The following is a 26128-nucleotide window of genomic DNA, read 5'->3' on the forward strand; positions in this document are numbered from 1 at the left end:
AGGTCTCCTCCCCACAAGTCAAACCCGCGCCTTGCACTCGACATGGACAACGCCATAATGCGCTGCAATCCCTCTTAAACACACCTCCATCAAAGGACTGTTATGCACCAGTACGACCTCTATGGCATAGGCGCCGCCCTGCTAGATACCGAAATCGAGGTCAGCGACAGCGACCTTCAGTCCCTGGGGGTCGACAAGGGGGTCATGACCCTGGTGGACGACCAGCGCCAGCGGCAGCTTGTGGGAAGCCTGTCTGACCATCTGGTGACGGCCAAGCGCGCCTGTGGAGGCTCGGGGGCCAATACAGTGATTGCGGCCAGCTATTTCGGCCTGCGAACCTTCTACTCCTGCAAGGTGGCGGGGGACGACAACGGCGACTATTACCTGGCCGACCTGGCGCGCGCCGGGGTGCAATATCCGGCCGTCTTGAAGCAGGCGGACGGCGGTGTGACCGGCCGGTGCCTGGTGCTGGTAACCCCGGACGCCGAGCGCAGCATGAATACCTATCTGGGCATCAGCGCTGCGCTGTCCACCAGTGAACTGGACGGCGAAGCTCTGTCGGCGTCGCGATGGGCCTATATCGAGGGTTACCTGGTGTCTTCCGATAGCGGGCGGGCAGCCGCCATCGCCCTGCGGGAACAGGCACAGAGCGCCGGGGTGAAAACAGCCCTCAGTTTGTCCGACCCGGCCATGGTGCTGCTGTTCCGGGAGGGCCTGCAGGAGATGATCGGTACGGGCGTGGATATGCTGTTCTGCAACCGCGACGAGGCACTGGGCTTTACCGACAGCGACTCCCTGGAGACGGCCGCAGTGGCGCTGCAAAGCCACTGTCACAGTTTCGCTATCACCCTCGGGGCCGAGGGCGCACTATTGTGGGACGGCCAGCAGAGCTACCGGGTCGCCAGCCCCCAGGTCCACGCCATAGACACCAATGGCGCCGGCGACATGTTTGCCGGGGCCTTTCTCTACGGGATCAATCGCGGTATGTCCTATCCTGAGGCGGGCGAGCTGGCCTGTCGGGCTGCGGCACAGGTGGTCAGCCAGTACGGCCCCCGCCTGCGCAGTGAACAACACGGCCAGCTGCTCGGAAACCCGGTTGCGGCCCAGGAGACCGGCGGGCGCTGAACAATCTAGGGCCTGTCCACATTGGGGTCTGTCACTGCCGGGTTTAGGGTTAACAGATCCTTCTCATCCCTCTTCGGGCACACCGAGTTCCGGCAGCGGTGAGGCCGCTGCGATGCCAAACCCCTGGGCAAAATCCACCCCCATATCCCGCAACCTGGCCTGCAGTTGCGGAGTTTCCACGAACTCGGCGATGGTGCGGACCCCCATGCATTTGGCCAGGTGATCGACGGTACTGACCATGGCACTGTCGATTTCGTCAATCAGCATATTGCGCACGAAGCTGCCGTCGATTTTCAGGTAATCCACTGGCAACTGGCGCAAATAGGCCAGTGACGATGCGCCGCAACCGAAATCGTCCAGGGCAAAACTGCAACCGGCGGCGCGCAGTTTGTAGATGAAGATAAGGGCCCGGTCCAGGTTGTCGATAGCGCTGGTTTCAGTGATTTCAAACTGCACCCGGGCGGGTGCCACCCCTGCGGAAGTCAGCTCGCTCAGCACATAGTCCGCCAGCGTCTCATCCCCCAGGCTGATACCGGAGATATTGACCGCATAGCCAAACCCGCCAATGCCCTGCGCCTGCTCCGCCGCCATATACGCGAAGACCTGCCGGATTACCCAGCGGTCCACCTCTTCGATCAACCCGTAGCGCTCGGCGGCGGGAAGAAATCTACCCGGCGCTATCACATCGCCCTCGCGACTCCGCATCCGCACCAGTATTTCGTAGTGATGCAGGTCCCCGCCCTGTTGCAATGCCACCACTGGCTGGCGGAACAGCAGCAGGCGATTCTCCCGCAGCGCCGCGCCTATCTCCACCACCCAGTTTTTTTCGCGGTGCTGCTCCAGCGCTTTGCGCGCATCGCTGAACAGTTTTACCCGGTTGCGCCCCTGTTCGCGCGCTGCACGGCAGGCGTCATTGGCGGACGCCAGCAACTGCCCCGCAGGGGGCGAGCGCCAGTCCACTGCCACCGCGCCAATGGAAACCGCAACCCGGCTCTCGCTGCCATTCCAGTGAAAAACAAAATCCTGTACCGCCTGGCGCAGGCGCGACACAACCGGGCCCGCCTCCTCCACGTCGCGATCCCGCAGCAGAATGGCAAACTCGTCACTGCCCACACGGGCGAACAGGTCCCTGGCGCTCAGGCAGGATTCCAGTTGCCTGGGCAGCAACGCCAATAGTTTGTCCCCGGCCGCATAGCCCAGTGTGTCGTTGATGAGTTTGAACTGGTAGATATCCAGATAGAGCAGTACCTGGTGGCTGCGCTTGTTGACGCAGGCCACAATTGCCTGCTGCAACTCGCTCTCGAAAAACTGCCGGTTGGCCAGGCGGGTCAGGGTATCGTGGCTGGTCTGCCAGCTGAGACGAAAGGAGAGCCGGCGCGCAGCGGAGGTATCCCGTATCACCAGCACTAAGTGTTGCGGCGCCGGGTCATCCCGGACTGCGAGTAACTGTACCGTCACCTCCAGGGACTCGCGCCCGTCCAGAGGCTTCAGGGCAGCGCGCAGTTCCCGCGCCACCGGCAGCACCTCGCCGCCCGGGTCCCCGGGGTGCCGGCAAACAGGCCAGACACGGTTGCCATCGCTATCCCTGAGATGCAGGACATCGCCGAGCGGCTGCCCGGGAATTATCCGCACCGCACCGCCCAGCATCTCCTGGGCCAAAGGGTTGATGTAGGTCACCAGCCCGCGGTAATCCGTCACAATCACGCTGTCGGCCACCTCCGCCAGCGCCGCATCCGCGGCTGTCAGGCTGAAGCCGGGCGTCTCCGTTACGGCACTCCTGTCCCCCAGGGGCTCGTCGGCAGCTTGCGAATTAAACTCGGTCACGGTGGCAACTTCTTGTCGTTAGGGCTTAGGGCCTGCTGATGAGCACATTTTTAACCACAGCATAAAGGTGAAAGTTCCCCGGCGGGTATCAAAAACCTAAAACTGCCAAGTTCTTCACACCGGGCGCCACATAAACGTCAGCTGTCCTAAGGCCCGGGGTTTTCTCAGCCGTGGGTGCGGAGGAAATTTTTGAGTTTTTCATCCTCAAAGGCACGCTGCAGGGTGGCGCTCAGCAGGCCGTTGATACGCGCCTCCACCTCGTCGCGATCGGGCTTGATCAGGTTCCTGTCCCTACCGCTGGAACGGTAGCTGCCGTAGTAGGTGGCACCGCCAATGGTCACCTGCAGCTGTACCCCGGCACTGGTATCCACCTCTGTGGTAATCAGCTTGTCGGGACTGCTGTAACGCAGGCTGGTCAGGCTGGCGACAATCTGCACATCCGCATCATCGGCGACCGGCTGGAAAGACCACTGGGTAAAGCCATCCCGCAGCGTATCCGCCATCGCCTGCTCGACATTATTGGCCAGCTGCACCTGCGAGTCGCTCGCATAGACACCGCCTAGGGAGCCCAGACCGCTGCCCTGCAACTGGTTGACGCCGCGAATACTGATGGTGCGCCCCGCCCCTATGGATTCGGGCGCAACAGTCACCTGGGGCCGCAGATCCACCTGCACTGGACTGTGGGCACAGGCCACCAGGGCACAGCAGCCCACAAACAACATTAATTTATTCATGGTTATCTCCAAACTCTTATGAATTCCGCTATTAACCCGGCGATCCAATAGATGATCCCGCATCCTTTGGATTGTCGCCAAACCTGGCCGGCATCAGCCGTGGTGGTGCTGCTTACCCGTGAGACCGCGAACCGGCACACTGATTTCATATTCATCCCCGTTGGCGAAAAAAAGCCGCAGTGGCAACGCCTCCCCCCTGCGCAGGTGTACACCGTGCAACATCAGGTGCACAGCCCCCGGGGCCATTTCCACTTTGCCGCCGGCGGGTACCTTCAGGTACGCCAGGGGGCGCATACGACTGACATCGCCGTCTTTTACCGTGGTGTGCAGCTCCGCAGAGGCCCCCTCCCGCACCAGCTCCACCCGCCGCAGCTGGCGCTCAGCAGCGCCGTCGTTTTGTATCGACAGATAGGCTGCACTCATGGCAGTGCCTGGGACCGTCTCGCGGGCGTAACCCGCTAGGGTCAGTGAGTCGGAGTTTGCCTGCAGGGCGCCGCTGAGCGCCATTAGCACAAATGCCCCACCCATTCGTTTCATGGTCATGGTTCGCCTCCTGTGAGAATCAATCGCGGGCTCTGCCCCAGCCGGATATCCCCGCGCACCCGGTACCCGGGCACAGCCTCGCGCAGCTGCTGATAAATCCAGCGCCCCTCGGCGTCGTTGCGGGCAACAATAATGACACGGCGACCCTCCCTGCGGATTCTCCCGGCTGCATTTTTTAATAGCGCCAATACTGCCTCATCCCTGTTCGCCAGGGATCCTGCCGGCAGGGGAATCTCGTCGCCGGCCAGGGGGTTCGCACTGGCCCGGCTCCGCTCCCTGGCCAGTTGTGTCCGCACTTCCGCCACCAGGACATTGCCCGGTGCCAGTGCCTCGGCCTGGCTGAGAAAAGCCGTCACCTCGCCAAAGGCGCGCCGGCGCAGGGCGTCGCGGGCCCGCTGGACATATTCGATCACCAGCGTCTGGATACCGCTCTTCGCGCGGACATTGCCGGGGTCCAGCTGTAGTACCCGCAGGTAGTGATCGTAGGCGCTGGCGCCGGCCGGCTGGGTCAGGAATCCCTTCTGCCGGGCCCCCTCGGCACGGGAGAGAAAGTAAGCCACCGCGCGCTGCCGTACCTCCTCGGGGGATGGCTGACGGGGCTGGGCTGGCTCCGGTACCGGCGCCGGCTGGGGTGCGGGCTTGTGCGGGGCGCGAACACAACTGCCCAGGGCCACTGCGCCCACCAGCACCAGTATCCGCCAGGGGCTCTTGCCACCACCCGTCGTAAACGCGACCAAACCGCTCCTCCACATGTTATTTTTTTACACCCGGGCGGCCGTTATACTGCGGCGCTGAGGGGAACCACCGTCCGCCCTGACAGTCCCGGATAACAGACTATACGGAATTTTTACCAGCATGGCTGTGATGACCAAGAGTTTCGGAAAAGTATTCCTCGCCGCTGCGGCCGCTTTTTTTGCGCTGCTGTGCGGCCAGGGCGCCTGGGCACAGGACTCACCCTTCTCCGTTCCAGAATTGACCGGCGTCCAGGAGGTGGAGTTCCTTCCGGTGGACGAAGCTTTTCAACAGGACTTCCTGTTCGGTGCCGACGGTGCCAGTGCCATCTTCCAGATAGCGCCGGAACACTATCTGTACCGCGACAAACTGGCGGTATACCAGGTCGATGGAGGGCGCAAGACACCGCTGCAGCTGACCCTGCCGGACGGCGAAGTCATTTGGGACGAATACTTCGAAAAAGAGACAGAGGTCTACCGGCTGCAGCTGGAATTCCCACTGGCTATGGCCCGGGATGCGAGCACCGCGACCCTGGAAGTGCACTATCAGGGCTGTGCGGACGCCGGCCTCTGCTATCCGCCCCAGGTTCGCCAGTTCCAGCTGGATCTGGATAGCGGCAGCGCCACACCGGTGGCCGCCGCCGCACCGCCCGCGGGACAGTTCCCCGGCGACGAGGACAATCTCAACCTGCTGCTGGCAATGGCGTTCGCCTTTGTCGGCGGTCTGATTCTGAACCTGATGCCCTGCGTATTCCCGGTGCTCTCCATCAAGGCCCTGGCCATCAGCCAGGCGGCCGAGAGGCCCCATCACCGCCACCTGCACGGCTGGGCGTACAGCGCCGGGGTGGTGCTGTGCTTCGTGCTGATCGCCGCGCTCATGCTGGGGCTGCGGGCCGGAGGCGAGGCGGTGGGCTGGGGCTTTCAGCTGCAGTCCCCGGTTCTGGTAGCGGTGCTGTTTTATCTGTTTTTCGCCATGGGCCTCAGCCTTTCGGGGCTGACGGAATTCGGTACCCGGCTCATGGGTATCGGCGCTGACACCAGTGCCCAGCAGGGTCTGCGGGGCTCTTTTACCACCGGCGTCCTGGCCACGGTGGTGGCCAGCCCCTGCACCGCGCCGCTGATGGGCTCCGCACTGGGCTTTGCCGTCACCCAGCCGGCCCCGGCGGCCCTAGGGGTGTTCGCTGCACTGGGTGCGGGCATGGCGGCCCCGTTTCTGCTCCTTACCTATTTGCCATCCCTCACCCGGCGCCTGCCCCGCCCGGGCCCCTGGATGGAGCGCCTGAAGCAACTGCTGGCCTTCCCCATGTACCTGACGGCAGTCTGGCTGCTCTGGGTACTGGGTCGCCAGAGCGGCAGTGACGGGGTGGCGCTGGTCCTCGCCGGGGCGGTCGCTATCGCCTTCGCCCTGTGGCTTTGGCCCCGCCCCCAGTGGCGCTGGACCCGTGGCACAGTCGCGCTCGCCGCGCTCGCAGCCGCAACGGCCATCCTGCCGCGCCTGGACACCACTAACGGTGCGAAACTGGCCTCCGGGTACTGGCAGCCCTATTCACCGGAGAAGCTCAGCGCCGCGCTCGACCAGGGCCGCCCGGTACTGGCGAATATGACCGCCGCCTGGTGCATCACCTGCCTGGCCAATGAAAAGATGGTGCTGTCGAGCCGCGAGGTGGGCGATGCAGTGCGTGAACTGGACGTGGTGGCCCTGAAGGGGGACTGGACCAACCAGGATCCGCAAATCAGTGCACTGTTGTCGCGCTACGGTCGCACCAGCGTACCCCTGTACCTGGTCTACCCGGCTGGCGGCGGCAAAGCCAAGGTATTGCCACAACTCTTGACCCGCACAGGGGTTGTCACGGAACTCAGGGCCGCAGCGGCGCTGGACTAGGGGTGCAAGCTGAGGCTTTGCGCCGGGGTCGCCAGCAAGACGCAGGACATATCCCCGGCTTGTGGCCGGGAAAACACCACTTTTTGTTACCTGTGGTTCATCAGGCCCTAAGCGATAGCCCCACCCCGTAACCATTCCCCTGTCGGCTCAATAACCGGGTCACTGAAATTACTGCGCCAAACGCCAACGAAAAGCCAGCGAAATGTGGCCAACTTCAAGAAACTGCACTACAGGAATGGACAGAGGGTCACTTTTGCGGCAAACTCCCTCCAGATGGCAATAACCCGCACAGTTCAGTAGGTTTGGCTGCAAGATTGCCGACATTGGCCCAGGTTTTTGACCGTTTGCAGCATTTTCTATAAAGCGATCTATGGCAAAACTTCTACTGCTACACGGACCGAACCTCAATCTGCTCGGCACTCGTGAACCACAAATCTACGGTGCCACCACCCTGGCACAGATAGACGATGCCGCCCGCGCCCAGTGCGCTGCCGCCGGCCATCAACTGCGCTCGCTGCAGAGCAACAGTGAAGCGGAACTGATCCAGAGTGTGCACGGGGCACCTGGGGACGCCACCGATATTATCGTGATCAACCCGGCGGCCCTCACCCACACCAGTGTGGCACTGCGGGACGCCCTGGCAGCGGTGGGCACACCGTTTATCGAAGTGCATCTCTCCAACACGCACGCGCGGGAGGAATTCCGCCGGCACTCTTATTTTTCCGACCTGGCCCTGGGGGTGGTGTGTGGCTTTGGCGCTTACAGCTACACCCTCGCCCTGGACGCCGCGATCCAGCACCTGCGCCAGATCGCTGCCGGCCAGTGACAAAGAACCATAACTGCGAGTAGGTACTATGGACATCCGCAAGATTAAGAAACTGATTGAGCTGCTCGAGGAATCCGATATCGGCGAGCTGGAAATCAAAGAAGGTGAGGAATCAGTGCGCATCAGCCGCGGTGTCAGCGGCGGTGCCCAACCCGCAGCTCCGCTGGCGGTCGCCGCTCCCCCGGCCCCCGCACCGGCTCCCCCGGCTGCGGCGCCCGCAACCTCTGCGGAACCCGTGCCCGCACTGACAGGCCACGCGGTCAAGTCGCCCATGGTAGGCACCTTCTACGCCGCGCCGAGCCCCGGCGCCGAGCCCTTTGTGAAAGCCGGCCAACAGGTCGCAGTAGGTGACGTTGTGTGCATCATCGAAGCAATGAAAATGATGAACCAGATAGAGGCGGACAAGGCCGGCACCATTGAGAGCATTCTCGCCGAAGACGGGCAGCCGGTAGAGTTCGACCAGCCCCTCGTGACCATCGTCTGATCGGGGCTGTTACACATGTTCGACAAAATACTGATCGCCAACCGGGGGGAGATCGCCCTGCGTGTCCTGCGGGCATGCAAGGAGATGAATATTGCCACCGTCGCTGTGCATTCCCAGGTAGACCGCGATCTCAAACACGTGCGTCTCGCCGACGAGTCGGTGTGCATAGGCCCCAACCCGTCACCGCAGAGCTATCTCAACATCCCCGCAATTATTTCCGCCATGGAAATCACCGACTCGGTGGCTGTCCACCCCGGCTATGGCTTTCTGGCGGAAAATGCGGATTTCGCCGAGCAGGTGCAGAAAAGCGGCTTTACCTTCATCGGCCCGGACGCAGACGTGATCCGACTGATGGGAGACAAGGTCTCCGCCATAGCAGCGATGAAGAAGGCCGGGGTGCCGACTGTACCCGGTTCCGACGGACCACTGCCGGCCAATGGCGAGCGCTGCCTGGAAATCGCCCGCCGTATCGGCTACCCGGTGATCATCAAGGCCGCCGCCGGCGGCGGTGGCCGCGGTATGCGCGTGGTGCACACCGAGGCCGCGCTGCTCAATGCGATCTCCGTCACCAAGTCCGAAGCGCTGGCCGCTTTCGGTGACGACACCGTCTACATGGAGAAATTTCTGCAGAACCCCCGCCATGTGGAAATTCAGGTGATGTCCGACGGCCAGGGCAATGCCATCCACCTGGGAGACCGCGACTGCTCCCTGCAGCGCCGCCACCAGAAGGTGCTGGAAGAGGCGCCGGCTCCCGGCATTCCCGACGAGGTGCGCAAACAGGTACTCGAGTCCTGTGTACAGGCCTGTGTCGATATCGGCTACCGCGGTGCCGGCACCTTCGAATTCCTCTATGAGGACGAGCGCTTCTACTTTATCGAGATGAACACCCGTATCCAGGTCGAACACCCGGTGACGGAAATGGTCACCGGTGTAGACCTGATCAGGGAACAGATACGCGTGTGTGCCGGCGAGAAGCTATCGCTGAAGCAAGAGGATATAGTGATACAGGGCCACTCCTTCGAGTGCCGTATCAACGCGGAGGACCCGAAGACCTTCTTCCCCAGCCCCGGCAGGGTGAACAACTTCCACACCCCTGGCGGCCTCGGCGTGCGGGTCGATTCACACCTTTACTCTGGCTACACGGTACCGGCCAACTATGACTCCATGATCGCCAAGCTGATCACCCACGGCGAGGACCGCGAAACCGCCCTGGCGCGTATGCGCGTCGCCCTGTCGGAATTGGTGGTGGACGGTATCAGAACCAATATCCCCCTGCAGGAGTCGCTGGTGCGGGACGAGGCCTTCGCCCGGGGCGGAATCAATATCCACTACCTGGAGAAGAAATTGGGGCTCTAACCCGGCCGAGCGGGGCCCGTTGTAAAGCCCATTGCGAATCCAAACCAGTCTCCGGTCGCCACAGGGACGGGCGCCACCGGCAACCCTAATTGCGGGCGCAATAACCGCGGAATCCCTATGCCCTGGCTACAGCTCCGCGTGGATACCGACCGTATCCGCGCGAAAACATTCGAAGAGGCGCTGCTGTTTGCCGGTGCCGTATCCGTCACCCTGCAGGACAATGCCGACCAACCCATTCTCGAACCCGGCCTGGGAGAAGTGCCCCTCTGGGACCAGACCCGCGTAACCGGCCTGTTCGATGCCGGTGTGGACACCGGGGTCACCGAGGCGAAGTGCGCCGCATTTCTGTGCGAACCACTTCCCAACGCCCACTGGGAGCAACTGGAAGACAAAGACTGGGAGCGCGAGTGGATGTCCCACTACAAGCCCATCCAGTGCAGCGACCAGCTGTGGATCTGCCCCAGCTGGTGCGAACCGCCGCAGCCCCAGGCGGTCAACCTGCTGCTGGACCCGGGTCTCGCTTTTGGCACTGGCACCCACCCCACCACTTTCCTATGCCTGCAGTGGCTGTCTTTGGAGCCGCTGCAGGGCCGGCGCCTGATCGACTTCGGCTGCGGCTCCGGCATTTTGGGTATCGGCGCCCTGCTGCTGGGTGCCGAAAGCGCCCTGGGGATCGATATCGACCCCCAGGCCCTGACAGCCAGCCGCGATAATGCCAGGCGCAACGGCATAGCCCCCGAGCGCTTTCCGGTCTATCTGCCGGAGCAGATGCCCCAGGAGAGTGCGGACCTGCTGCTGGCCAATATCCTCGCAGCCCCGCTGGTGCAGCTGGCGCCGCGCCTGGTTGAACTGACACGCATCGGCGGTCGCCTGTGCCTGTCGGGAATACTGGCGTCACAGTCCCGGCAGGTGAAAGCGGCCTATGCACCCTGGATTGAGTTCGATGAAGATGGACAGCGGGAGGAGTGGGTGCGCATCAGCGGCTCGCGAGTGTGTTAGCAATTACTCAGTTGGGCTCCGCAACCCTTGCCTGGGACGCCGCAAGGCGCCTACACTTGACCGCCGATTAATTTCCGCCAAAGCAGTATGTCGCAACTGGTAACCCGCTGCCCCCATTGCAGCACCTCCTTCCACGTTAGCGAGGCGCAGTTGCGCGCCGCCCGCGGTGCCGTGCGCTGTGGCTCCTGCCTGCAGGTTTTCCGCGCGGACGAAAACATTGTGTTCGGTGACAACGACGCCGACCGCAATCTGGAAGCACTGCTGGAAGATGACGACTTCCTGATCCACGACAATATCGATCTGGATGAGGGCCTGGACACAGAGCCATCCAAACCCCTTGCGGCAGAGGCCGCCGGGCCCGGGCAGGGCCCTGTCATCGACGAAGCATTTGCGGACAGCGACTGGCAGACCCAGACCGACCCCACCACAGTGATCGAAGACAGCGGGCAGGCGGAGTTTGACAGCGGCGAGCTGGCGCCGGACTGGGACCCGGACCCCCAAAGTGGAGAAATACTGGCCCCAACCCTGGATAGGAGCCCGCCCCGGGATGGGGATGGGATACCCAGCCAGGTGAAGCAATCCCTGGATGACCGCCGCAGGCAGCGCAGCTTCCGCCCCGAGAAGGAACCGCTGTCGGCACCGCCGGACCGACAGCGGCTACTCTCCGCCATTGAACCGGCGCCGCTGGAAATGACCTGGCGGCCCCGCCGGGACCAACGGATACCCGGATGGCTGTGGACCTTGCTGGTGGCCCTTCTGGTTGGCGGCCTGTTGGCACAAACCGCCTATTTCCGCTTCGACAACCTGAGCAAACGGCAACCCTGGCGCGATCTCTATGCTCTGGCATGCCCCCAGCTGGGCTGTACACTACCCATACTGGCGGATACCGATGCCATCCGCACCGCAAATCTGGTGGTGCGCAGCCACCCCCAGCTAAAAGGTGCTCTGGTGGTGGACGCCGTACTGTTGAACACGGCGGAATTTTTCCAGCCTTTTCCCAATCTGTTGCTGACCTTCAGCGACCTGCAGAATAGGGCGGTGGCGAGCCGCCGCTTTGCCCCCACAGACTACCTCCAGGGGGAGCTGGCCGGCCGCAAGCAGATGCCAAGCGGGAATCCGGTACATATCGCCATTGAGATCGTCGACCCCGGCCTGACGGCGGTGAACTACGAGCTAGCGATCGCACCCTGACCCTCAGTCTCAGATTGATGCTGGCGGAAAAAAGGGCCTGTCACTCTATAAGAACTGTGCAAAGCACAAGCTAAACGCACAACAGGTGACCAAATTGAACGCTTTTTCGCTTTTCCAATACTGATGCAACCGCTATCATAGGCGGCTAGTTCCCGGACCCCGGGTCCAGCGAGGGTCTCAAAATGGCCCCAGAAGCCATATTTCGCGGAGCCTGAGTGTCCCAGAAAATCGCCATAGGCCCCTATGTTATCGGCAGTCCGGTAATCCTGGCGCCAATGGCGGGGGTCACCGACCGCCCTTTTCGCCAGTTGTGCCGGAATATGGGTGCGGGACTGGTGGTGTCGGAAATGGTGACATCGGACACGCGACTCTGGGACAGCCGAAAATCCCGGCTGCGGCTCGAACACAGCGGTGAAGCCGAACCTGTGTCGGTGCAGATCGCCGGAGCAGACCCGGAGATGATGGCGCAGGCTGCCCGGGAGAATGTACGTCGCGGTGCTCAGATTATCGATATCAATATGGGCTGCCCGGCCAAGAAAGTGTGCCGCAAAGCGGCGGGGTCCGCACTGCTGCGGGACGAGGGACTGGTGGCGGATATTCTGCAGACCGTAGTGCAGTCCGTATCGGTACCGGTAACCCTGAAGATACGCACCGGCTGGTGCCCCGAGTCCCGCAACGGCGTCACTGTGGCCCGGCTGGCGGAGGACATTGGCGTATCCGCCCTCGCCGTACACGGCCGCACCCGCGCCTGCGGCTACCGGGGGCAGGCCGAATTCGATACCATTGCCGAAATTGTATCCAGGGTGAAGATCCCGGTTTTCGCCAATGGCGACATCACCGGTGTGGAAAGGGCCCGCGAGGTGCTCGATTACACCGGCGCCGCAGCGGTCATGGTGGGCCGCGCGGCCCAGGGACGACCGTGGATTTTTCGGCAGATGGCACACTATCTCGCCACCGGGGAACGACTGCCGGAACCCTCAGTGGAAGAGATCAGGGATACAGTGGTCGCCCACTTGGGCGAACTGCACCGTTTCTACGGTGGTGTGGCAGGGGTCCGTATCGCTCGCAAGCACGTGAGCTGGTACCTGAAGACACTCGTGGGGAGCGAGTCTTTTCGCAGCTACTTTCTCCAATTGGAAGACGCAGAAGCACAACATGCCAGCGTTCAGCAGTGGTTTGAACGCCGAATAACTAGAGGGGCACATGCGGCATGAACAACGAAGCATTTATTTCGGATACCAGCGGTTCTGACGAGACATCCCCGGGGGGACAGACTCAACTGCAACGCCCGCAGCAGCAGTCGCTGCGCGACGCAGTTGAGCAGGCGATGGAAAACTATTTCCGTCACCTGGATGGCCAGATGGTGACCGATGTTTACGATATGGTACTGTCAGAGATCGAAGCGCCGATGCTGGAAGTGGTAATGAAGTACACCCGCCACAACCAGACCCGCGCGGCCACCCTGCTGGGGCTCAACCGCGGTACCCTGCGCAAGAAACTGAAGCGCTACGGACTTCTGTAAAGCGCGCTCGCGCCTGCCAAGGCCGGGTAAACGGCGAGGGGGGATGGGAAAACTCATCCCCCCTCGCCGTTTAGCGGCACAAATATCACCATTTCGGGTCACTCCTGCCACCGCATAAGGGTGAACCGGCTTCCGCCAAAAAACCAGATGGACCAATTGCTATGACAGACAAGGTGACGATTCGCCGTGCATTGATCAGCGTTTCGGACAAGAGTGGCATTGTGCAATTTGCCCGCCAGTTGGCGGCGATGGGCGTGGAGATTCTCTCCACTGGCGGCACCCACCGCCAACTGCAAGAAGCCGGTATCCCGGTGGTTGAAGTCTCCGATCACACCGGTTTCCCCGAAATGATGGACGGCCGGGTCAAGACTCTGCACCCGACGATACACGGCGGTATCCTCGGCCGCCGGGGCACCGATGACAGCGTCATGGCAGAACACCTTATCAGCCCCATCGACATGGTGGTGGTCAACCTTTACCCCTTCGCACAGACAGTGGCCAAACCGGACTGCCCGCTGGCGGACGCCATTGAAAACATCGACATCGGCGGCCCAACCATGGTGCGCGCCGCGGCGAAAAACCATCGCGACGTGGCCATCGTAGTAAACACCTCCGACTATGACGGTGTTATCGAGGAAATGCTCGCCGGTGATGGCACCCTCAGCCAGGCGAGCCGCTTCAACCTGGCGGTCAAGGCATTTGAACATACCGCCGCCTACGACGGCGCCATTGCCAACTACTTGGGCACTATCCAGGACGGTGCTAAACAGCGCTTTCCGCGGACTTACAACAGCCAGTTCATCAAGAAACTGGATCTGCGCTACGGCGAGAACCCCCACCAGCAATCCGCTTTCTACACCGAGGCGACGCCCGCCGAGGCCAGTGTCGCCACCGCTGTCCAGCTGCAGGGCAAGGCCCTGTCCTACAACAATATCGCCGACACCGATGCGGCGCTGGAGTGTGTAAAAAGCTTCAGTGAGCCCGCCTGCGTCATCGTCAAGCACGCCAACCCCTGTGGCGTCGCCATCGCCGAAGACATCGGCAAAGCCTACGAGTTGGCATTCGCAACCGACAGCGAATCCGCCTTTGGCGGCATTATCGCCTTTAACCGCACACTGGACGGAGATACCGCCAAAACCATCGTCGAGCGCCAGTTTGTGGAGGTGATCATAGCCCCCGCCGTATCCGAGCAGGCCAGGGCCGCGCTGGCGGAGAAAAAAAATGTGCGCCTGTTGGCGTGCGGCCAGTGGAATCCGGAGCCTGTACCAGCCCTTGACTACAAGCGGGTCAACGGCGGCCTGCTGGTCCAGGATCGCGACGACGGCATCATCACCGCCGCGGACCTGCAGGTCGTGTCCCGGCGACAACCCACAGAGGAAGAGTTCTGCGATTTGCTGTTCACCTGGAAAGTGGCCAAATTCGTCAAGTCCAATGCGATTGTCTACGGGCGCAGCGGGCACACCATCGGGATAGGCGCAGGCCAGATGAGCCGCGTAAACTCCGCTCGTATCGCCGCCATCAAGGCGGCACATGCGGGCCTGGAGTTGGCCGGCTCGGCCATGGCCTCGGACGCCTTCTTTCCGTTCCGGGACGGTATCGACAACGCCGCCGAAGTGGGTATTCGCAGCGTGATTCAGCCAGGCGGCTCAATCCGCGACGATGAAGTCATCGCCGCCGCGAACGAACACGACATGGTGATGGTCTTCACCGGCATGCGCCATTTCCGTCACTGATCGGCTTTTGCTTGCCCGCAACAAATCCGGGCTAAAATACCGCACCAGATTGGATACCAACCGGCCGATACAGGGGGACCCCACATGAACATACTGGTTATTGGCGCAGGTGGCCGCGAGCATACACTGGCCTGGAAAGTGGCCCAGAATCCCGCTGTCGATACTGTGTTTGTGGCGCCGGGCAATGCCGGCACCGCGCGCGAAGCCAAACTCCAGAACGTCGCCATCGGCGTTGACAACTTTACCGCACTGGCGGAATTCGCCGAATCCAATGGCGTTGAAATGACCATCGTGGGCCCGGAAGCACCGCTGGTGAACGGGATCGTCGACTTTTTCAACAGCCGGGGACTGGCTATCTTTGGGCCCGGCAAAAGCGCCGCCCAGCTTGAGGGTTCCAAAGCATTTACCAAGGATTTCCTCCGGCGCTACCAGATCCCCACCGCCGCCTATCGCGACTTCACCACCCTGGAGCCGGCACTGGCGTACATACGCGCCCAGGGAGCGCCGATAGTGGTGAAAGCCGATGGACTCGCGGCGGGCAAAGGCGTGATTGTGGCGGAGACCGTCGAGCAGGCCGAACTGGCGGTGCGCGACATGCTGTCCGGCAACGCCTTCGGCGAGGCGGGTTGCCGGGTGGTGATCGAGGAGTACCTGACCGGTGAAGAGGCCAGCTTTATCGTGATGGTGGACGGTGAGCATATCCTGCCCATGGCCACCAGCCAGGACCACAAGCGGGCCGGTGACGGCGACACCGGGCCCAACACCGGTGGCATGGGGGCCTACTCGCCGGCGCCGGTTGTAACCGACGATGTCTATGGGCGTATTATGCGGGAAGTGATCGAGCCCACCGTCAAGGGGCTCGCTGCCGATGGCATCCCCTACACCGGCTTCCTCTACGCCGGCCTGATGATCGATGCCGAGGGCGCCCCCAGGGTCATAGAATACAATTGCCGGTTTGGCGACCCTGAGACACAGCCCATCATGATGCGTCTCAAGTCCGACCTGGTGGAACTGTGCCAGGCGGCGCTGGAGAAACGCCTGCACCAGGTGGTGGCGGAATGGGATCCCCGCCCGGCGCTTGGGGTGGTACTTGCCGCCAACGGCTACCCCGGCAGCTATCGCAAGGGCGATGCCATCTCCGGCCTGGAGCGGGCCGACAGCGACACCGCCAAAGTATTCCACGCTGGTACCGCCCTGGATGGGGAGCGCGTGGTAACCAGTGGCGGCCGTGTGCTATGCGCCACCGCCCTGGGCGAAACCGTGGCTGATGCCCAGGCGAATGCCTATACGGCGGCAAGGGCGATACACTGGGAAGGTGCCTTCTACCGCAAGGATATCGGCAGCCGCGCCGTGGCGCGGGAACAGCAACTGGTGGACTGACAATGGCCCGGGAAAGCAGCGACAACATGGGTGACGGACGAAAACTTTCCGGCTTGGACCGGCTGCTGGTCCAGGCGGATCGCGCCCTGCGCACCCTGAGTCCGGGCGCGCCCACCCACACCCGCCCCTCCCCAGCCAGGGGCGAGGATGAAGCGGATTTGAGCGAGGCCGAGCGCCGCCATGCGGCGGGGCTGATGCGGGTCAATCACAGCGGTGAAGTCTGTGCCCAGGCACTCTACCAGGGCCAGGCGCTGACCGCACAGCTGGCGGAGGTGCGCGGTGAAATGGAAGAGGCTGCAGATGAGGAAATCGACCACCTGGCCTGGTGCGAGCAGCGCCTGCGGGAGCTGGACAGCCGCCCCAGCCTGCTCAACCCCCTCTGGTATGGCCTGTCGTTCGGTCTCGGGGCCGCCGCCGGCAAAATAGGCGACCGGGTGAGTCTCGGCTTTGTCGCGGCCACCGAAGAGAGAGTCTGTGACCACCTGCAAAGCCACCTGCAGCGCCTGCCAGCCCAGGACCGCCGCAGCCGCGCGGTGGTGGAGCAGATGCTGGTGGACGAAGAAGCCCACCAGCACGCGGCGCTGGCGGCTGGAGGGACAGAGTTTCCGCGGCCACTCAAGGGCCTGATGACACTGGTGTCCAAGGTAATGACCTCGGCCAGCTACCGCCTTTAGCCCCGCCGGCAAGCGCCCCCTGCGCGGATTGCCCCACTGTCGCTGGAGGGTCAGACCTCCTCGATGCGGAAGCGGTGCACCATTTCCACTCCGGCGTTTTTCAGCATGATGGAGGCGGAGCAGTATTTCTCCGCCGACAGCTCTACCGCCCGGGCCACCTGGGCCTCCTTGACATTGCGGCCACGCACCACGAACTCCATTTCAATCCGCTCGAAAGGGGCCGGTACCGCATCGGGGCGCTGGGCGCTGAGTTCGCAATGGCAGGAAAAAATCTCCTGGCGCGCCTTCTGTAAAATGTTCACTACATCGTAGGAGGCACAGCCACCCACCCCCAGCAACAGCATTTCCATGGGGCGGATGCCGTTGTTTTTCTGTCCACCTTCCATGACCACAGAATTGCCGCTGCCGGCCTCGCCTATAAATGTTACCCCATCAACCCAGCTTACCTTGGCCTGCATCCGCTAACTCCCGCTCATAACAAGGACGCGGAGCTTAGCATATCCGCACGCCCCTATCCGAGGCGGCAACGCCTCGTAGCGAAGAGTCTGAGCGGGCCAGTTTGGTCAAACGGGCCTGCGGACAACGAAATAGCCGTCGACAACACAAAAGTTATTCCGAACGTTGGCAAAATCACGGTGTCACAGGTCACATTGCACACCTTTCCTGCCCTGGGCCACTTTTGGCGACGGGGAATTAGCGCCATAATCCCAACTTGCTGCCACGTCTCTCTGTGCGAGGCACACAACTAAAAAAAAGGAGTAGGTCCGTGACGGTTGCTATTGAAGAATTCATGTCTGTGGGGAACATTGAAGACTTTCTCGCCCATTGCCACCGGCGCCGCTACCCGGCCAAAAGCACCATCATCTACGCCGGTGACCGCTGTGAGTCACTCTATTTTATCTTGCGCGGCTCGGTGGCGGTTCTGATCGAAGACGACGAGGGGCGGGAAATGATTGTCGCCTACCTGAATGACGGCAATTTCTTTGGCGAAATGGGACTCTTCGACCAGGACACCCGCAGCGCCTGGGTGCGCACCAAGACAGAGTGCGAAGTGGCGGAGATTTCCTACGCCAAGTTCCAGGAGCTGACGCGGCAGAACCCCGAGTTCCTGTTTGCTCTGGCCACGCAGATGGCCAGCCGGTTGCGCAACACCACGCGCAAGGTGGGGGATCTCGCGTTCCTGGACGTCACCGGCCGGGTCGCCCGCACCCTGCTGGATCTGTGCAACGAGCCGGATGCCATGACCCACCCGGAGGGTATGCAGATTAAAATCACCCGCCAGGAAATCGGCCGCATCGTCGGCTGCTCGCGGGAAATGGTGGGCAGGGTACTGAAAACCCTGGAAGAACAGGGGCTGGTATCGGTCAAAGGCAAGACGATGGTGGTCTACGGCACCCGCTGATGCCGGCCTGACCCAGAGGCGAAGCGCGCGACTGAGCCTCTGCACTATCCGCTTAGGGGCGTAAAGCGACCACCAAACTCGCAAATTAAGTGCATAACCATTTGATTTGGCGTCGAGGTTTGCGGACATGGGCCGCAAACCCTTGCTGAGAAAAGCCGGGAAAGGTTTTTCCCTAGGCCCTGTTAACAGACACTAGTTAAACATCTCCATCAGCTTGCGCCCCGGCTCCGCTTCGCGCATAAAAGCCTCACCCACCAGAAAAGCGTTCACATCGTGACCGCGCATGGCCGCCACATCGTCGGTGGTGTGGATACCGCTCTCGGTGACCACGATACGGTCCGCGGGAATCAGATCCAACAGCTGAAAAGTGGTCTCCAGCTGGACACTGAAGGTGTGCAGGTTGCGGTTGTTGATACCGATCAACCGGTTGGGCACGGCCAGAGCCCGCTCCAGTTCCACACGGTCGTGCACTTCCAGCAGGACATCCAGGCCCAGCTCCGCAGCCAGCCCGTTGAGGTCCTGCATCTGTGCATCCTCCAGGCAGGCGGCGATCAGCAGAATACAGTCGGCACCAATGGCCCGGGCTTCATACACCTGGAAGGGGTCCACAGTGAAGTCCTTGCGCAACACCGGCAGCCGCACCGCGGCGCGTGCCTGCTGCAGATAGGCATCGGCGCCCTGAAAGAAATCCACGTCCGTCAACACCGACAGACAGGCCGCGCCACCCCGTTCATAACTGGTGGCTATCTCGGCGGGAATGAAGTTCTCGCGAATCACGCCCCTGCTGGGGGAGGCTTTCTTGATCTCCGCGATTACCGCCGCCTGGCCCGCCGCCAGCCTGGCTTCTATCGCCTGCACGAACCCGCGCGTGGGCGGTTGGTCCAGTGCGCGGGCGCGGATCTCCGGGAGCGGGCAACTGCGAATACGCTCCGCCACCTCCTGCCATTTGCGCTCTACCACCTCGGTCAAAATAGTGGGAGTACTCACGCCTGCACCTCCCGCGGACGGAAAGCACTGGTAAACGCCGCCAGATCCCTGATTTTCTCCCCGGCGAGGCCGCTGGCAATGGCGTCCTGGGCCATCGCAACCCCCTGCTTCGGGGCCCCGGCGACACCGCTCGCATAGATGGCCAGGCCCGCGTTGAGGGCGATCATATCGGCCGCCTTGGCCGCCGCCTGGGTGGTCTGCTTGCCCAGGGCATCGCCGATCAGCGCCAGGGACGCACCGGCACCGGAAACCGACAGCCCCTCCAGGGAGCGCCGCTGAAGACCGAACTCTTCCGGTCGAATCTGCAGCTCGCGCAGTTCGCCGTCCCTCAGTTCCACGGCGAAGGTATCCGCCGCTATGCTGGCTTCGTCGAGACCGTCGTCGCTGTGCATCACCAGCACATGCTCCGAGCCGAGGGTGCGCAGCACTTCCGCCAGCATCCGGCAGTGGGCGCGGTCGTAGACCCCGATCACCTGGCGCTTGACGCCAGCCGGGTTGGTCAGGGGGCCGAGCAGGTTGAAAATGGTGCGCATCCCCAGGGCCCTGCGCGGTCCTATGGCATATCGCATGGCACTGTGGTGACTGGGCGCGAACATAAAGCCCACGCCGAGGGTTTCGATACAGCGGCCCAGCTGTTCCGGGGTCAGCTCCAGAAAGACCCCCGCGCGCTCCAGCAGGTCCGCGGCACCACTGCTGGAGGAGACGGAGCGGTTGCCGTGTTTCGCCACCCGGGCACCGGCGGCGGCAGCGACAAAACTGGCCGCAGTGGACACATTGAACAGGTTGGCGCCGTCACCACCGGTGCCCACTATGTCCACAGCGTTGGTGAGATCCACCTGCACCGGCCGGACCAGCGCGCGCATCACTTCCACTGCTCCGGCGATCTCGTCCACCGTCTCGCCGCGCGCGCGCAGCGCCACCAGCAGCCCGCCGATCTGGGCATCCTCCGCCTCGCCGCGCATTACCTGGCCCATGACATCGCGCATTTGCGCACGCTGCAGATGCCTGTTGTCCACCAGCGCGGCAATAGCCTCCTGAATATTCATGTGATCCCCCAGCGGTTCTAGGCTTGCAGAAAATTTTTCAGCATATCGTGGCCGTGTTGAGTCAGGATGGACTCGGGGTGAAACTGCACCCCCTCCACCGACAGTTCGCGGTGGCGCAGGCCCATGATTTCGTCGATCTCCCCCGCCTCAGTCTCGGTCCAGGCAGTGACCTCCAGGCAGTCGGGCAGACTGTCCTTATCCACCACCAGCGAGTGGTAGCGGGTGGCCTCGAAGGGATTCGACAGGTTGTGAAACACACCGAGGTTGTTGTGCACAATGGGGGAGGTTTTGCCATGCATCACCTTGCGCGCGCGCACCACCTGTCCACCGAACACCTGGCCGATGCTCTGCAGACCGAGGCAGATGCCCAGAATCGGCACCCGGCCGGCACAGTGGCGGATGGTTTGCATGGAAATGCCCGCCTCGTTAGGGGTGCAGGGACCGGGCGAGATCACAATTTTCTCCGGTGCCAGGCGGTCGATATCCTCCACCCCTATCTGGTCGTTGCGCTTTACCACCACTTCCGCCCCCAACTCGGCCAGATACTGCACCACGTTGAAGGTGAAGGAATCATAGTTGTCGATCATCAAAATCATCGCCCGCTGCCCTCGCCCCTTGATGCCGGAAAGTTATTTTCCATGCGTCTCTGCAACCGCGCCAGCGCCTCCTGAGTGGAGCGCAGCTCCCGTACAATTTCAGTCTGACTCGGGGGCAATTGCAACTCATCCAGGCGCCTCAGCTTGGCTTCCTCCAAATTGTTCAGTACCACCCCGATAAACAGGTTGATCATCACGAAGGCCCCCATCACCACAAAGCTGACAAAGTAGAGCCAGGCCCAGGGCATGGACTCCATGGCCACATACATGATGTCGGTCCAGTCCTCAAAAGTGACGATGCGGAACAGGCTGAGCAGTGCGATGGGCAGGTTGCGCCAGTGGGTCGGATCCACCTCGTGGAACAGAAAATAACCGGCCACACCGTAGATATAAAAAATCAGCCCCATCAACAGCGCTATGTGAAACATGCTGGGCAGGCTGCGCAACAGCGTATCCACCAGCAGCCTCAGCTCCGGAAACGCCGATACCAGGCGCAGTACCCGCAGCACCCGCACCAGGCGCGCCAATGTCGCCAGTGGCCCCGCCGCGGGGATCAGGCTGAGCGCGATGATTGTGAAATCGAAGCAGTTCCAGCCGCTGGCAAAGTAGCGCCAGGGCCGGCTGCCATGGGCCAGTATCTTGCAGATCGCCTCGGCGATAAAAGCGGCCAGAATGAACTGGTTGATGCCCTGCAGTAGCGGGCCGAACCGGGCGCTCATCCACGCGGAGGTTTCCAGCCCCACCACCACGCCGTTGAGCAGGATCAAACCGATAATCAAGTGGTTGAACAGGGGCGCGGCGACGATGCGCCGGCACTGGTCCACCAGACTCGCCCCCTGGGGGACACTCGCCTCGCTCATGACACCGGTTCTCCATCCCCATTGCCGCCGGCCATGGCGGCGGCGCGGAACAGGGCGCGCGCCTTGTTCATGGTTTCATCCCACTCCGCCTGGGGATCTGAATCCGCCACCAGCCCGGCTCCGGCCTGAATGTACAACTGGCCGCCTTTGATCACCGCCGTGCGGATGGCAATGGCCGTATCCATATTGCCATTCCAGGCCAGATAACCCACGGCGCCGCCATAGATACCGCGCTTTTCCGGTTCCAGCTCGTCGATAATCTCCATGGCGCGGATTTTCGGCGCCCCGGACAGAGTGCCCGCCGGCAGGGCCGCGCGCAGCGCATCTATGGCCGACAGGCCCCGCTGCAGTTTCCCGGTCACATTGGAGGTGATGTGCATCACGTGGGAGTATCTTTCCACCACCATCCTCTCGGTGACACGCACACTGCCGGTTTCCGCCACACGGCCCACATCGTTGCGGCCCAAATCGATCAACATCAGGTGCTCGGCGATCTCCTTGGGGTCCGCCAGCAGTTCCCGCTCCAATGCCGCGTCCTCCTCTGCATTGGCACCGCGACGGCGGGTGCCGGCCAGTGGGCGGACCGTCATATCGCCATCCTCCAGGTGCACCAGAATCTCCGGACTGGAACCCACCACCTGGTGATCCCCCAGGTCGAGAAAATACATGTAAGGGGATGGATTGAGACTGCGCAGCGCCCGATAGAGATTGATCGGTGGCGCACTGAACGGCGTCGACAGCCGCTGCGAAGGCACCACCTGCATGACGTCCCCGGCGAGAATATACTCCTTCACCCGCCCCACCGCCGCCTTGAACGCCTGGGCGCCAAAGTGGGAACGAAACACAGACTCCTGCAACCCGCGCCCATCCATATCCAGTGCCGGCAGCGGCGGCACCGGCCGCGACAGGCCGGCCGCGAGACTGTCGAGGCGCTGGCGGGCACGATCGTAGGCGTCTTCCTGCGCCGGATCCGCGTGAACGATAAAGATCACCGCCCCCGCCAGATTGTCGAACACCACCAGTTCGTCACTGACCATCAGCAGGATATCCGGGTTGCCGAGACTGTCCGGGGGGGCGCCGGCGGCCAGGCGCGGCTCTATGTAGCGCACACAGTCGTAACCGAAATAGCCCACCATGCCGCCGTTGAAGCGCGGCAGGCCCGGCAGCTCCGGTACCCGGTAACGGCGCTGGAACTCCTCCACAAACGCCAGGGGATCGGCCGCTTCGCAGCGCTCTGTCACCTCCCCATCGCACTCCACTTCTATCTGATGCCCGTGCACGCGCAGCAGCGTGCGCGCCGGCAGGCCGATAATGGAGTAGCGCCCCCATTTCTCCCCCCCCTGCACCGATTCCAGCAAATAGCTGTAGCGACCCGCGGCCAGTTTCAGATAGGTGGACAGCGGCGTTTCAACATCCGCAAGCACACGGCGCAACAGGGGAATGCGGTTGTATCCGGCCGAAGCGAGCCGGCGGTATTCGCTGGGGGTCATGGCGACTCCGAAGATATTCGGGAGAGTTTCACTCGAGCGGAGCCGGCAAATCCCATCCGCTCGACCAGGGGCTCGGCGCGAAAAACAGGCCGCGCGGGCTTCAGGGGATCAGTGGCACCATCGCCAGCTGTCGACATGGAGGGCGGAACGATTCACGGCAAAGCCTCATTTTTCCAGCGCGCCAGTGTACAAAGACCACTCCAGGCGGGCAAGGCCCCCGGCCCTACCCGCCCCGGGGCAGCTGTGTACGCATGGCGGCAATAGCCTCGCCGTACTCTTTGGCATTGAAGATAGCCGAGCCGGCCACAAACGTATCGGCACCGGCGGCGGCGATCTCGCCGATGTTATCCCGAGTCACCCCGCCGTCGATCTCCAGGCGTATCTGCCGGCCGGACGCATCGATCAGTTTGCGCGCCTCGCGCAGTTTGCACAGAGTGGCGGGGATGAATTTCTGCCCGCCGAAACCGGGGTTCACAGACATCAGCAACAGCATGTCCAATTTGTCCGTGACATACCTGACCGGGTCCAGGCCGGTGGCCGGGTTCAGCACCAGCCCGGCCTTGCAGCCGAGACTGCGGATCAGCTGCAGGGAGCGGTCCACATGGCGCGACGCCTCCGGATGGAAGGTGATGTAGGTGGCCCCGGCATCGGCAAACATGCGAATCAAATCGTCTACCGGTTCCACCATCAGGTGCACGTCGATCGGCGCTTCTATCCCGTGACTGCGCAGCGCCTTGCACACCATGGGACCTATGGTGAGGTTGGGTACATAGTGATTGTCCATCACATCGAAATGCACCCAGTCGGCCCCAGCGGCCAGTACCGCCTCCACTTCTTCGCCGAGGCGGGCGAAATCGGCGGAGAGGATCGACGGTGCAATCTTGTAGTCCGGCATGGAATACTCCTAATTATTAACCCGGCAACTTATCTTAGGGCCTGTTTATAGAGTCACGTAAGACGCGCTTCCAGTCTCTGCAGACGCTCCGGTGTCCCCACGTCACACCAGTCGCCATCAAACAACTCCGCCTGCAGGCGATCTTCGTTGTAGGTGAAAACCTCACCGAGGCCAAAACAGCGGCGGGCCCGAGGATAATCGTGCAGTATCTCCGGGCGCAGCCAGCTGATTCCGGCAAAGGTATAGCGGGGTTTGGCGGTACCGGACAACAGCCCCCTTTCGATACCGAAATCCCCCTCGGGATTATGGGGGGGATTGGGCACCATAAGAAGCCGGCCGGGACACCCGTCCGGCAGTGGCCGGGCCAGCCAAGCCGACGGGTCGAAATCGCTCCACACATCGCCGTTTATCACCAGAAAGGGCTCCTCTCCCAACAGTGGCAGCGCCCGTATCAGACCTCCGGCGGTCTCCAGCGGTTCTTCCTCCTGCGAATAGCGGATACTCAGTCCCCAGCGGTCGCCACTCCCCAGGTGCTCGCGGATCTGGGTGCCCAGGTGACTCAGATTGATCACCAGGCGGCGCACATCGGCTGCAGCCAGCCGCTCGAGGGTGTGCTCGATCAGGGGCTTGCCGCTGACCTCCAACAATGGCTTGGGGGTGTGCTCAGTCAGCGGCAGCATACGCCGGCCAATACCCGCGGCCAACACCATAGCGACGGGGCCCCGGGATTGCTTGCTTTGACTCATTGGGTCACCCCGTACATCTGTCTGCCGGTGTCGCCGGCGCTGCGGTAGTCGCGATACCAGTGGCGATGCTCCAACAGCGGCAGCAATCGCGACCGAAACCATTCGGCGAAGGGCCGCAGTTCCGGGTAGCGGTCCGCCACCTCCAGCGCATAGCGGATTACCAGGGGCAGGTAGGGCAGATAGCTGTCTTTACCGTCGCGCAAGTGCAGGCGCGGGAACAGGCCCAGCACCTTGATATGCCTCTGCAGTCCCATCCAGTCGAACCAGCGCAGAAACCTCTGCGCCGGCACGGCTTCCATGATCCCTGCCACTTCAGCATTGACGGCGTAGCACAGTGCCCAGCGTTGTACCCGATCCTGGGGCCAGCGCACATAACAGTCCCGCAGCAGGGAAACCAGGTCGTATGTCACCGGACCCCAAACTGCGTCCTGAAAATCCACCACCCCCGGGCGCTCGCCATCGCGCAGCATCAGGTTGCGGCTGTGGTAGTCCCGGTGCACAAGCACCCGGGGCTGCTCTTCCGCACTGTCCAGCAGCAGTGCAAAAGTGTCTTCCAGCAGGGACAGGTCCGCCGCTTCGAGGCGATAACCGAGCATTTTCTCCGCCAGCCATTCCGGCAGGATGCGCATTTCATTCAATAACAGCTCGCGGCTATAGGGGGGGAAAAGATCCTCCTGGGCCGGAATCTGCTGCAGGCACAGCAGTTCGTTCAGCACTTCCCCGTAAAGTCCGGCAACACTGTCCCCATCGAGCCTTGCAAAGAGCTGGGTGTCGCCCAGGTCCTCCAACAGCATAAATCCCTGTTCAGTGTCTGCGGCCGCCACCATTGGCGTGTGGATACCGTGGCGGCGCAAATAATCCGCCACGGCCACAAACCGCTGGGGATCGGTGAACTCCGGCGGGGAGTCCACCGCAATCATGCTGGGCCTGCTGCCGGTGCGGAAATAACGGCGGAAACCCGCGTCACCGGTCAGCGGCTGCAGCGGCGTGCCGTTGCCGCTCTTGAGCGCGCGGGCACACCAGCGACTCAATCCACTGCGCCGCTGGTCGACCCCATCTCTTTCAAGTCGCTCACTCATGAGCCGCTACTACTCCACAAATC

Annotated in this window: 26 protein-coding genes; 13 read left to right on the top strand and 13 right to left on the bottom strand. The window is 62.4% G+C overall.

Features of this window, described 5'->3' with window-relative positions; genetic code table 11:
• Positions 1 to 102 precede the first annotated feature (102 nt).
• Positions 103 to 1125, top strand: coding sequence for an adenosine kinase (locus AB1S50_RS06735; protein WP_367149758.1), 1023 nt, complete (start codon positions 103 to 105; stop codon positions 1123 to 1125).
• Positions 1126 to 1188: 63 nt separating this feature from the next.
• Here AB1S50_RS06735 and AB1S50_RS06740 read toward each other — a convergent pair whose 3' ends face one another.
• From AB1S50_RS06740 to AB1S50_RS06755, 4 genes are all read right to left on the bottom strand, one after another.
• Positions 1189 to 2949, bottom strand: a complete 1761-nt coding sequence (locus AB1S50_RS06740; protein WP_367149759.1) for an EAL domain-containing protein — start codon at positions 2947 to 2949, stop codon at positions 1189 to 1191.
• 164 nt (positions 2950 to 3113) lie between these two features.
• A complete protein-coding gene (locus AB1S50_RS06745) occupies positions 3114 to 3683 on the bottom strand; it encodes a YajG family lipoprotein (protein WP_367149760.1) in 570 nt (189 codons plus the stop codon).
• Positions 3684 to 3776: 93 nt separating this feature from the next.
• Positions 3777 to 4226, bottom strand: coding sequence for a copper chaperone PCu(A)C (locus AB1S50_RS06750; RefSeq protein ID WP_367149761.1), 450 nt, complete (start codon positions 4224 to 4226; stop codon positions 3777 to 3779).
• A complete protein-coding gene (locus tag AB1S50_RS06755) occupies positions 4223 to 4963 on the bottom strand; it encodes an N-acetylglucosaminyltransferase (protein WP_367149762.1) in 741 nt (246 codons plus the stop codon). Before AB1S50_RS06755 ends, AB1S50_RS06750 begins: the two co-directional genes overlap by 4 nt.
• Positions 4964 to 5081: 118 nt before the next feature.
• On the opposite strand from AB1S50_RS06755, the gene AB1S50_RS06760 reads away from it, so the two are divergent.
• The 11 genes from AB1S50_RS06760 to coq7 all read left to right on the top strand — a co-directional run bounded on the left by AB1S50_RS06760 (position 5082) and on the right by coq7 (position 17004).
• A complete protein-coding gene (locus AB1S50_RS06760) occupies positions 5082 to 6839 on the top strand; it encodes a protein-disulfide reductase DsbD family protein (RefSeq protein ID WP_367149763.1) in 1758 nt (585 codons plus the stop codon).
• Positions 6840 to 7209: 370 nt separating this feature from the next.
• Positions 7210 to 7665 carry a type II 3-dehydroquinate dehydratase gene (aroQ, locus tag AB1S50_RS06765; protein WP_367149764.1) on the top strand — a complete coding sequence of 152 codons (456 nt, stop codon included), beginning with the start codon at positions 7210 to 7212 and terminating at the stop codon, positions 7663 to 7665.
• A gap of 28 nt (positions 7666 to 7693) precedes the next feature.
• Entirely contained in the window at positions 7694 to 8149 is a 456-nt protein-coding gene (accB, locus tag AB1S50_RS06770) for an acetyl-CoA carboxylase biotin carboxyl carrier protein (protein ID WP_367149765.1), read from the top strand.
• A gap of 15 nt (positions 8150 to 8164) precedes the next feature.
• A complete protein-coding gene (accC, locus tag AB1S50_RS06775) occupies positions 8165 to 9505 on the top strand; it encodes an acetyl-CoA carboxylase biotin carboxylase subunit (RefSeq protein WP_367149766.1) in 1341 nt (446 codons plus the stop codon).
• 117 nt (positions 9506 to 9622) lie between these two features.
• Positions 9623 to 10504: a 50S ribosomal protein L11 methyltransferase gene (prmA, locus tag AB1S50_RS06780; RefSeq protein WP_367149767.1), complete on the top strand. Its 882-nt coding sequence runs from the start codon at positions 9623 to 9625 to the stop codon at positions 10502 to 10504.
• 87 nt (positions 10505 to 10591) lie between these two features.
• Positions 10592 to 11695: a DUF3426 domain-containing protein gene (locus AB1S50_RS06785; RefSeq protein WP_367149768.1), complete on the top strand. Its 1104-nt coding sequence runs from the start codon at positions 10592 to 10594 to the stop codon at positions 11693 to 11695.
• Between the two features lie 215 nt (positions 11696 to 11910).
• Positions 11911 to 12909: a tRNA dihydrouridine synthase DusB gene (gene dusB, locus AB1S50_RS06790; protein WP_367149769.1), complete on the top strand. Its 999-nt coding sequence runs from the start codon at positions 11911 to 11913 to the stop codon at positions 12907 to 12909.
• The gene (gene fis, locus AB1S50_RS06795; protein ID WP_367149771.1) at positions 12906 to 13217 is read left to right on the top strand and encodes a DNA-binding transcriptional regulator Fis; all 312 of its coding nucleotides are present in this window, start codon (positions 12906 to 12908) and stop codon (positions 13215 to 13217) included. Before dusB ends, fis begins: the two co-directional genes overlap by 4 nt.
• Positions 13218 to 13378: 161 nt before the next feature.
• Positions 13379 to 14950, top strand: coding sequence for a bifunctional phosphoribosylaminoimidazolecarboxamide formyltransferase/IMP cyclohydrolase (gene purH, locus AB1S50_RS06800; RefSeq protein WP_367149772.1), 1572 nt, complete (start codon positions 13379 to 13381; stop codon positions 14948 to 14950).
• Between the two features lie 84 nt (positions 14951 to 15034).
• A complete protein-coding gene (purD, locus tag AB1S50_RS06805; protein ID WP_367149773.1) occupies positions 15035 to 16330 on the top strand; it encodes a phosphoribosylamine--glycine ligase in 1296 nt (431 codons plus the stop codon).
• 2 nt (positions 16331 to 16332) lie between these two features.
• Positions 16333 to 17004 carry a 2-polyprenyl-3-methyl-6-methoxy-1,4-benzoquinone monooxygenase gene (gene coq7, locus AB1S50_RS06810; protein WP_455363739.1) on the top strand — a complete coding sequence of 224 codons (672 nt, stop codon included), beginning with the start codon at positions 16333 to 16335 and terminating at the stop codon, positions 17002 to 17004.
• 50 nt (positions 17005 to 17054) lie between these two features.
• Here the strand turns inward: coq7 and AB1S50_RS06815 are convergent, their stop codons facing one another.
• Positions 17055 to 17462, bottom strand: a complete 408-nt coding sequence (locus AB1S50_RS06815; RefSeq protein ID WP_367149774.1) for an OsmC family protein — start codon at positions 17460 to 17462, stop codon at positions 17055 to 17057.
• A 332-nt stretch (positions 17463 to 17794) separates the two neighbouring features.
• On the opposite strand from AB1S50_RS06815, the gene crp reads away from it, so the two are divergent.
• Positions 17795 to 18406, top strand: coding sequence for a cAMP-activated global transcriptional regulator CRP (crp, locus tag AB1S50_RS06820; protein ID WP_367149821.1), 612 nt, complete (start codon positions 17795 to 17797; stop codon positions 18404 to 18406).
• 192 nt (positions 18407 to 18598) lie between these two features.
• On the opposite strand, the gene trpC is transcribed toward crp, so the two are convergent.
• The 8 genes from trpC to AB1S50_RS06860 form a co-directional block, all read right to left on the bottom strand.
• Positions 18599 to 19393, bottom strand: coding sequence for an indole-3-glycerol phosphate synthase TrpC (gene trpC, locus AB1S50_RS06825; protein WP_367149775.1), 795 nt, complete (start codon positions 19391 to 19393; stop codon positions 18599 to 18601).
• On the bottom strand, positions 19390 to 20439 hold the full coding sequence (trpD, locus tag AB1S50_RS06830) for an anthranilate phosphoribosyltransferase (protein WP_367149776.1): 1050 nt from the start codon (positions 20437 to 20439) through the stop codon (positions 19390 to 19392). The genes trpC and trpD overlap by 4 nt, the downstream gene beginning before the upstream one ends.
• Before the next feature lie 17 nt (positions 20440 to 20456).
• Positions 20457 to 21035: an anthranilate synthase component II gene (locus AB1S50_RS06835; protein WP_367149778.1), complete on the bottom strand. Its 579-nt coding sequence runs from the start codon at positions 21033 to 21035 to the stop codon at positions 20457 to 20459.
• Positions 21032 to 21895 (bottom strand): ion transporter, encoded by an 864-nt coding sequence (locus tag AB1S50_RS06840; RefSeq protein WP_367149779.1) that lies wholly within the window; start codon positions 21893 to 21895, stop codon positions 21032 to 21034. The genes AB1S50_RS06835 and AB1S50_RS06840 overlap by 4 nt, the downstream gene beginning before the upstream one ends.
• Positions 21892 to 23385 (bottom strand): anthranilate synthase component I, encoded by a 1494-nt coding sequence (trpE, locus tag AB1S50_RS06845; RefSeq protein ID WP_367149781.1) that lies wholly within the window; start codon positions 23383 to 23385, stop codon positions 21892 to 21894. Before trpE ends, AB1S50_RS06840 begins: the two co-directional genes overlap by 4 nt.
• A gap of 223 nt (positions 23386 to 23608) precedes the next feature.
• Complete coding sequence (rpe, locus tag AB1S50_RS06850) at positions 23609 to 24280, bottom strand: ribulose-phosphate 3-epimerase (protein ID WP_367149782.1); 672 nt, start codon at positions 24278 to 24280, stop codon at positions 23609 to 23611.
• A 53-nt stretch (positions 24281 to 24333) separates the two neighbouring features.
• Positions 24334 to 25026 (bottom strand): nucleotidyltransferase family protein, encoded by a 693-nt coding sequence (locus AB1S50_RS06855; RefSeq protein WP_367149783.1) that lies wholly within the window; start codon positions 25024 to 25026, stop codon positions 24334 to 24336.
• Positions 25023 to 26105, bottom strand: coding sequence for an aminoglycoside phosphotransferase family protein (locus AB1S50_RS06860; RefSeq protein WP_367149784.1), 1083 nt, complete (start codon positions 26103 to 26105; stop codon positions 25023 to 25025). Before AB1S50_RS06860 ends, AB1S50_RS06855 begins: the two co-directional genes overlap by 4 nt.
• Between the last annotated feature and the right edge of the window lie 23 nt (positions 26106 to 26128).

It is taken from the genome of Microbulbifer discodermiae, assembly GCF_040742695.1.
Classification (GTDB): domain Bacteria; phylum Pseudomonadota; class Gammaproteobacteria; order Pseudomonadales; family Cellvibrionaceae; genus Microbulbifer.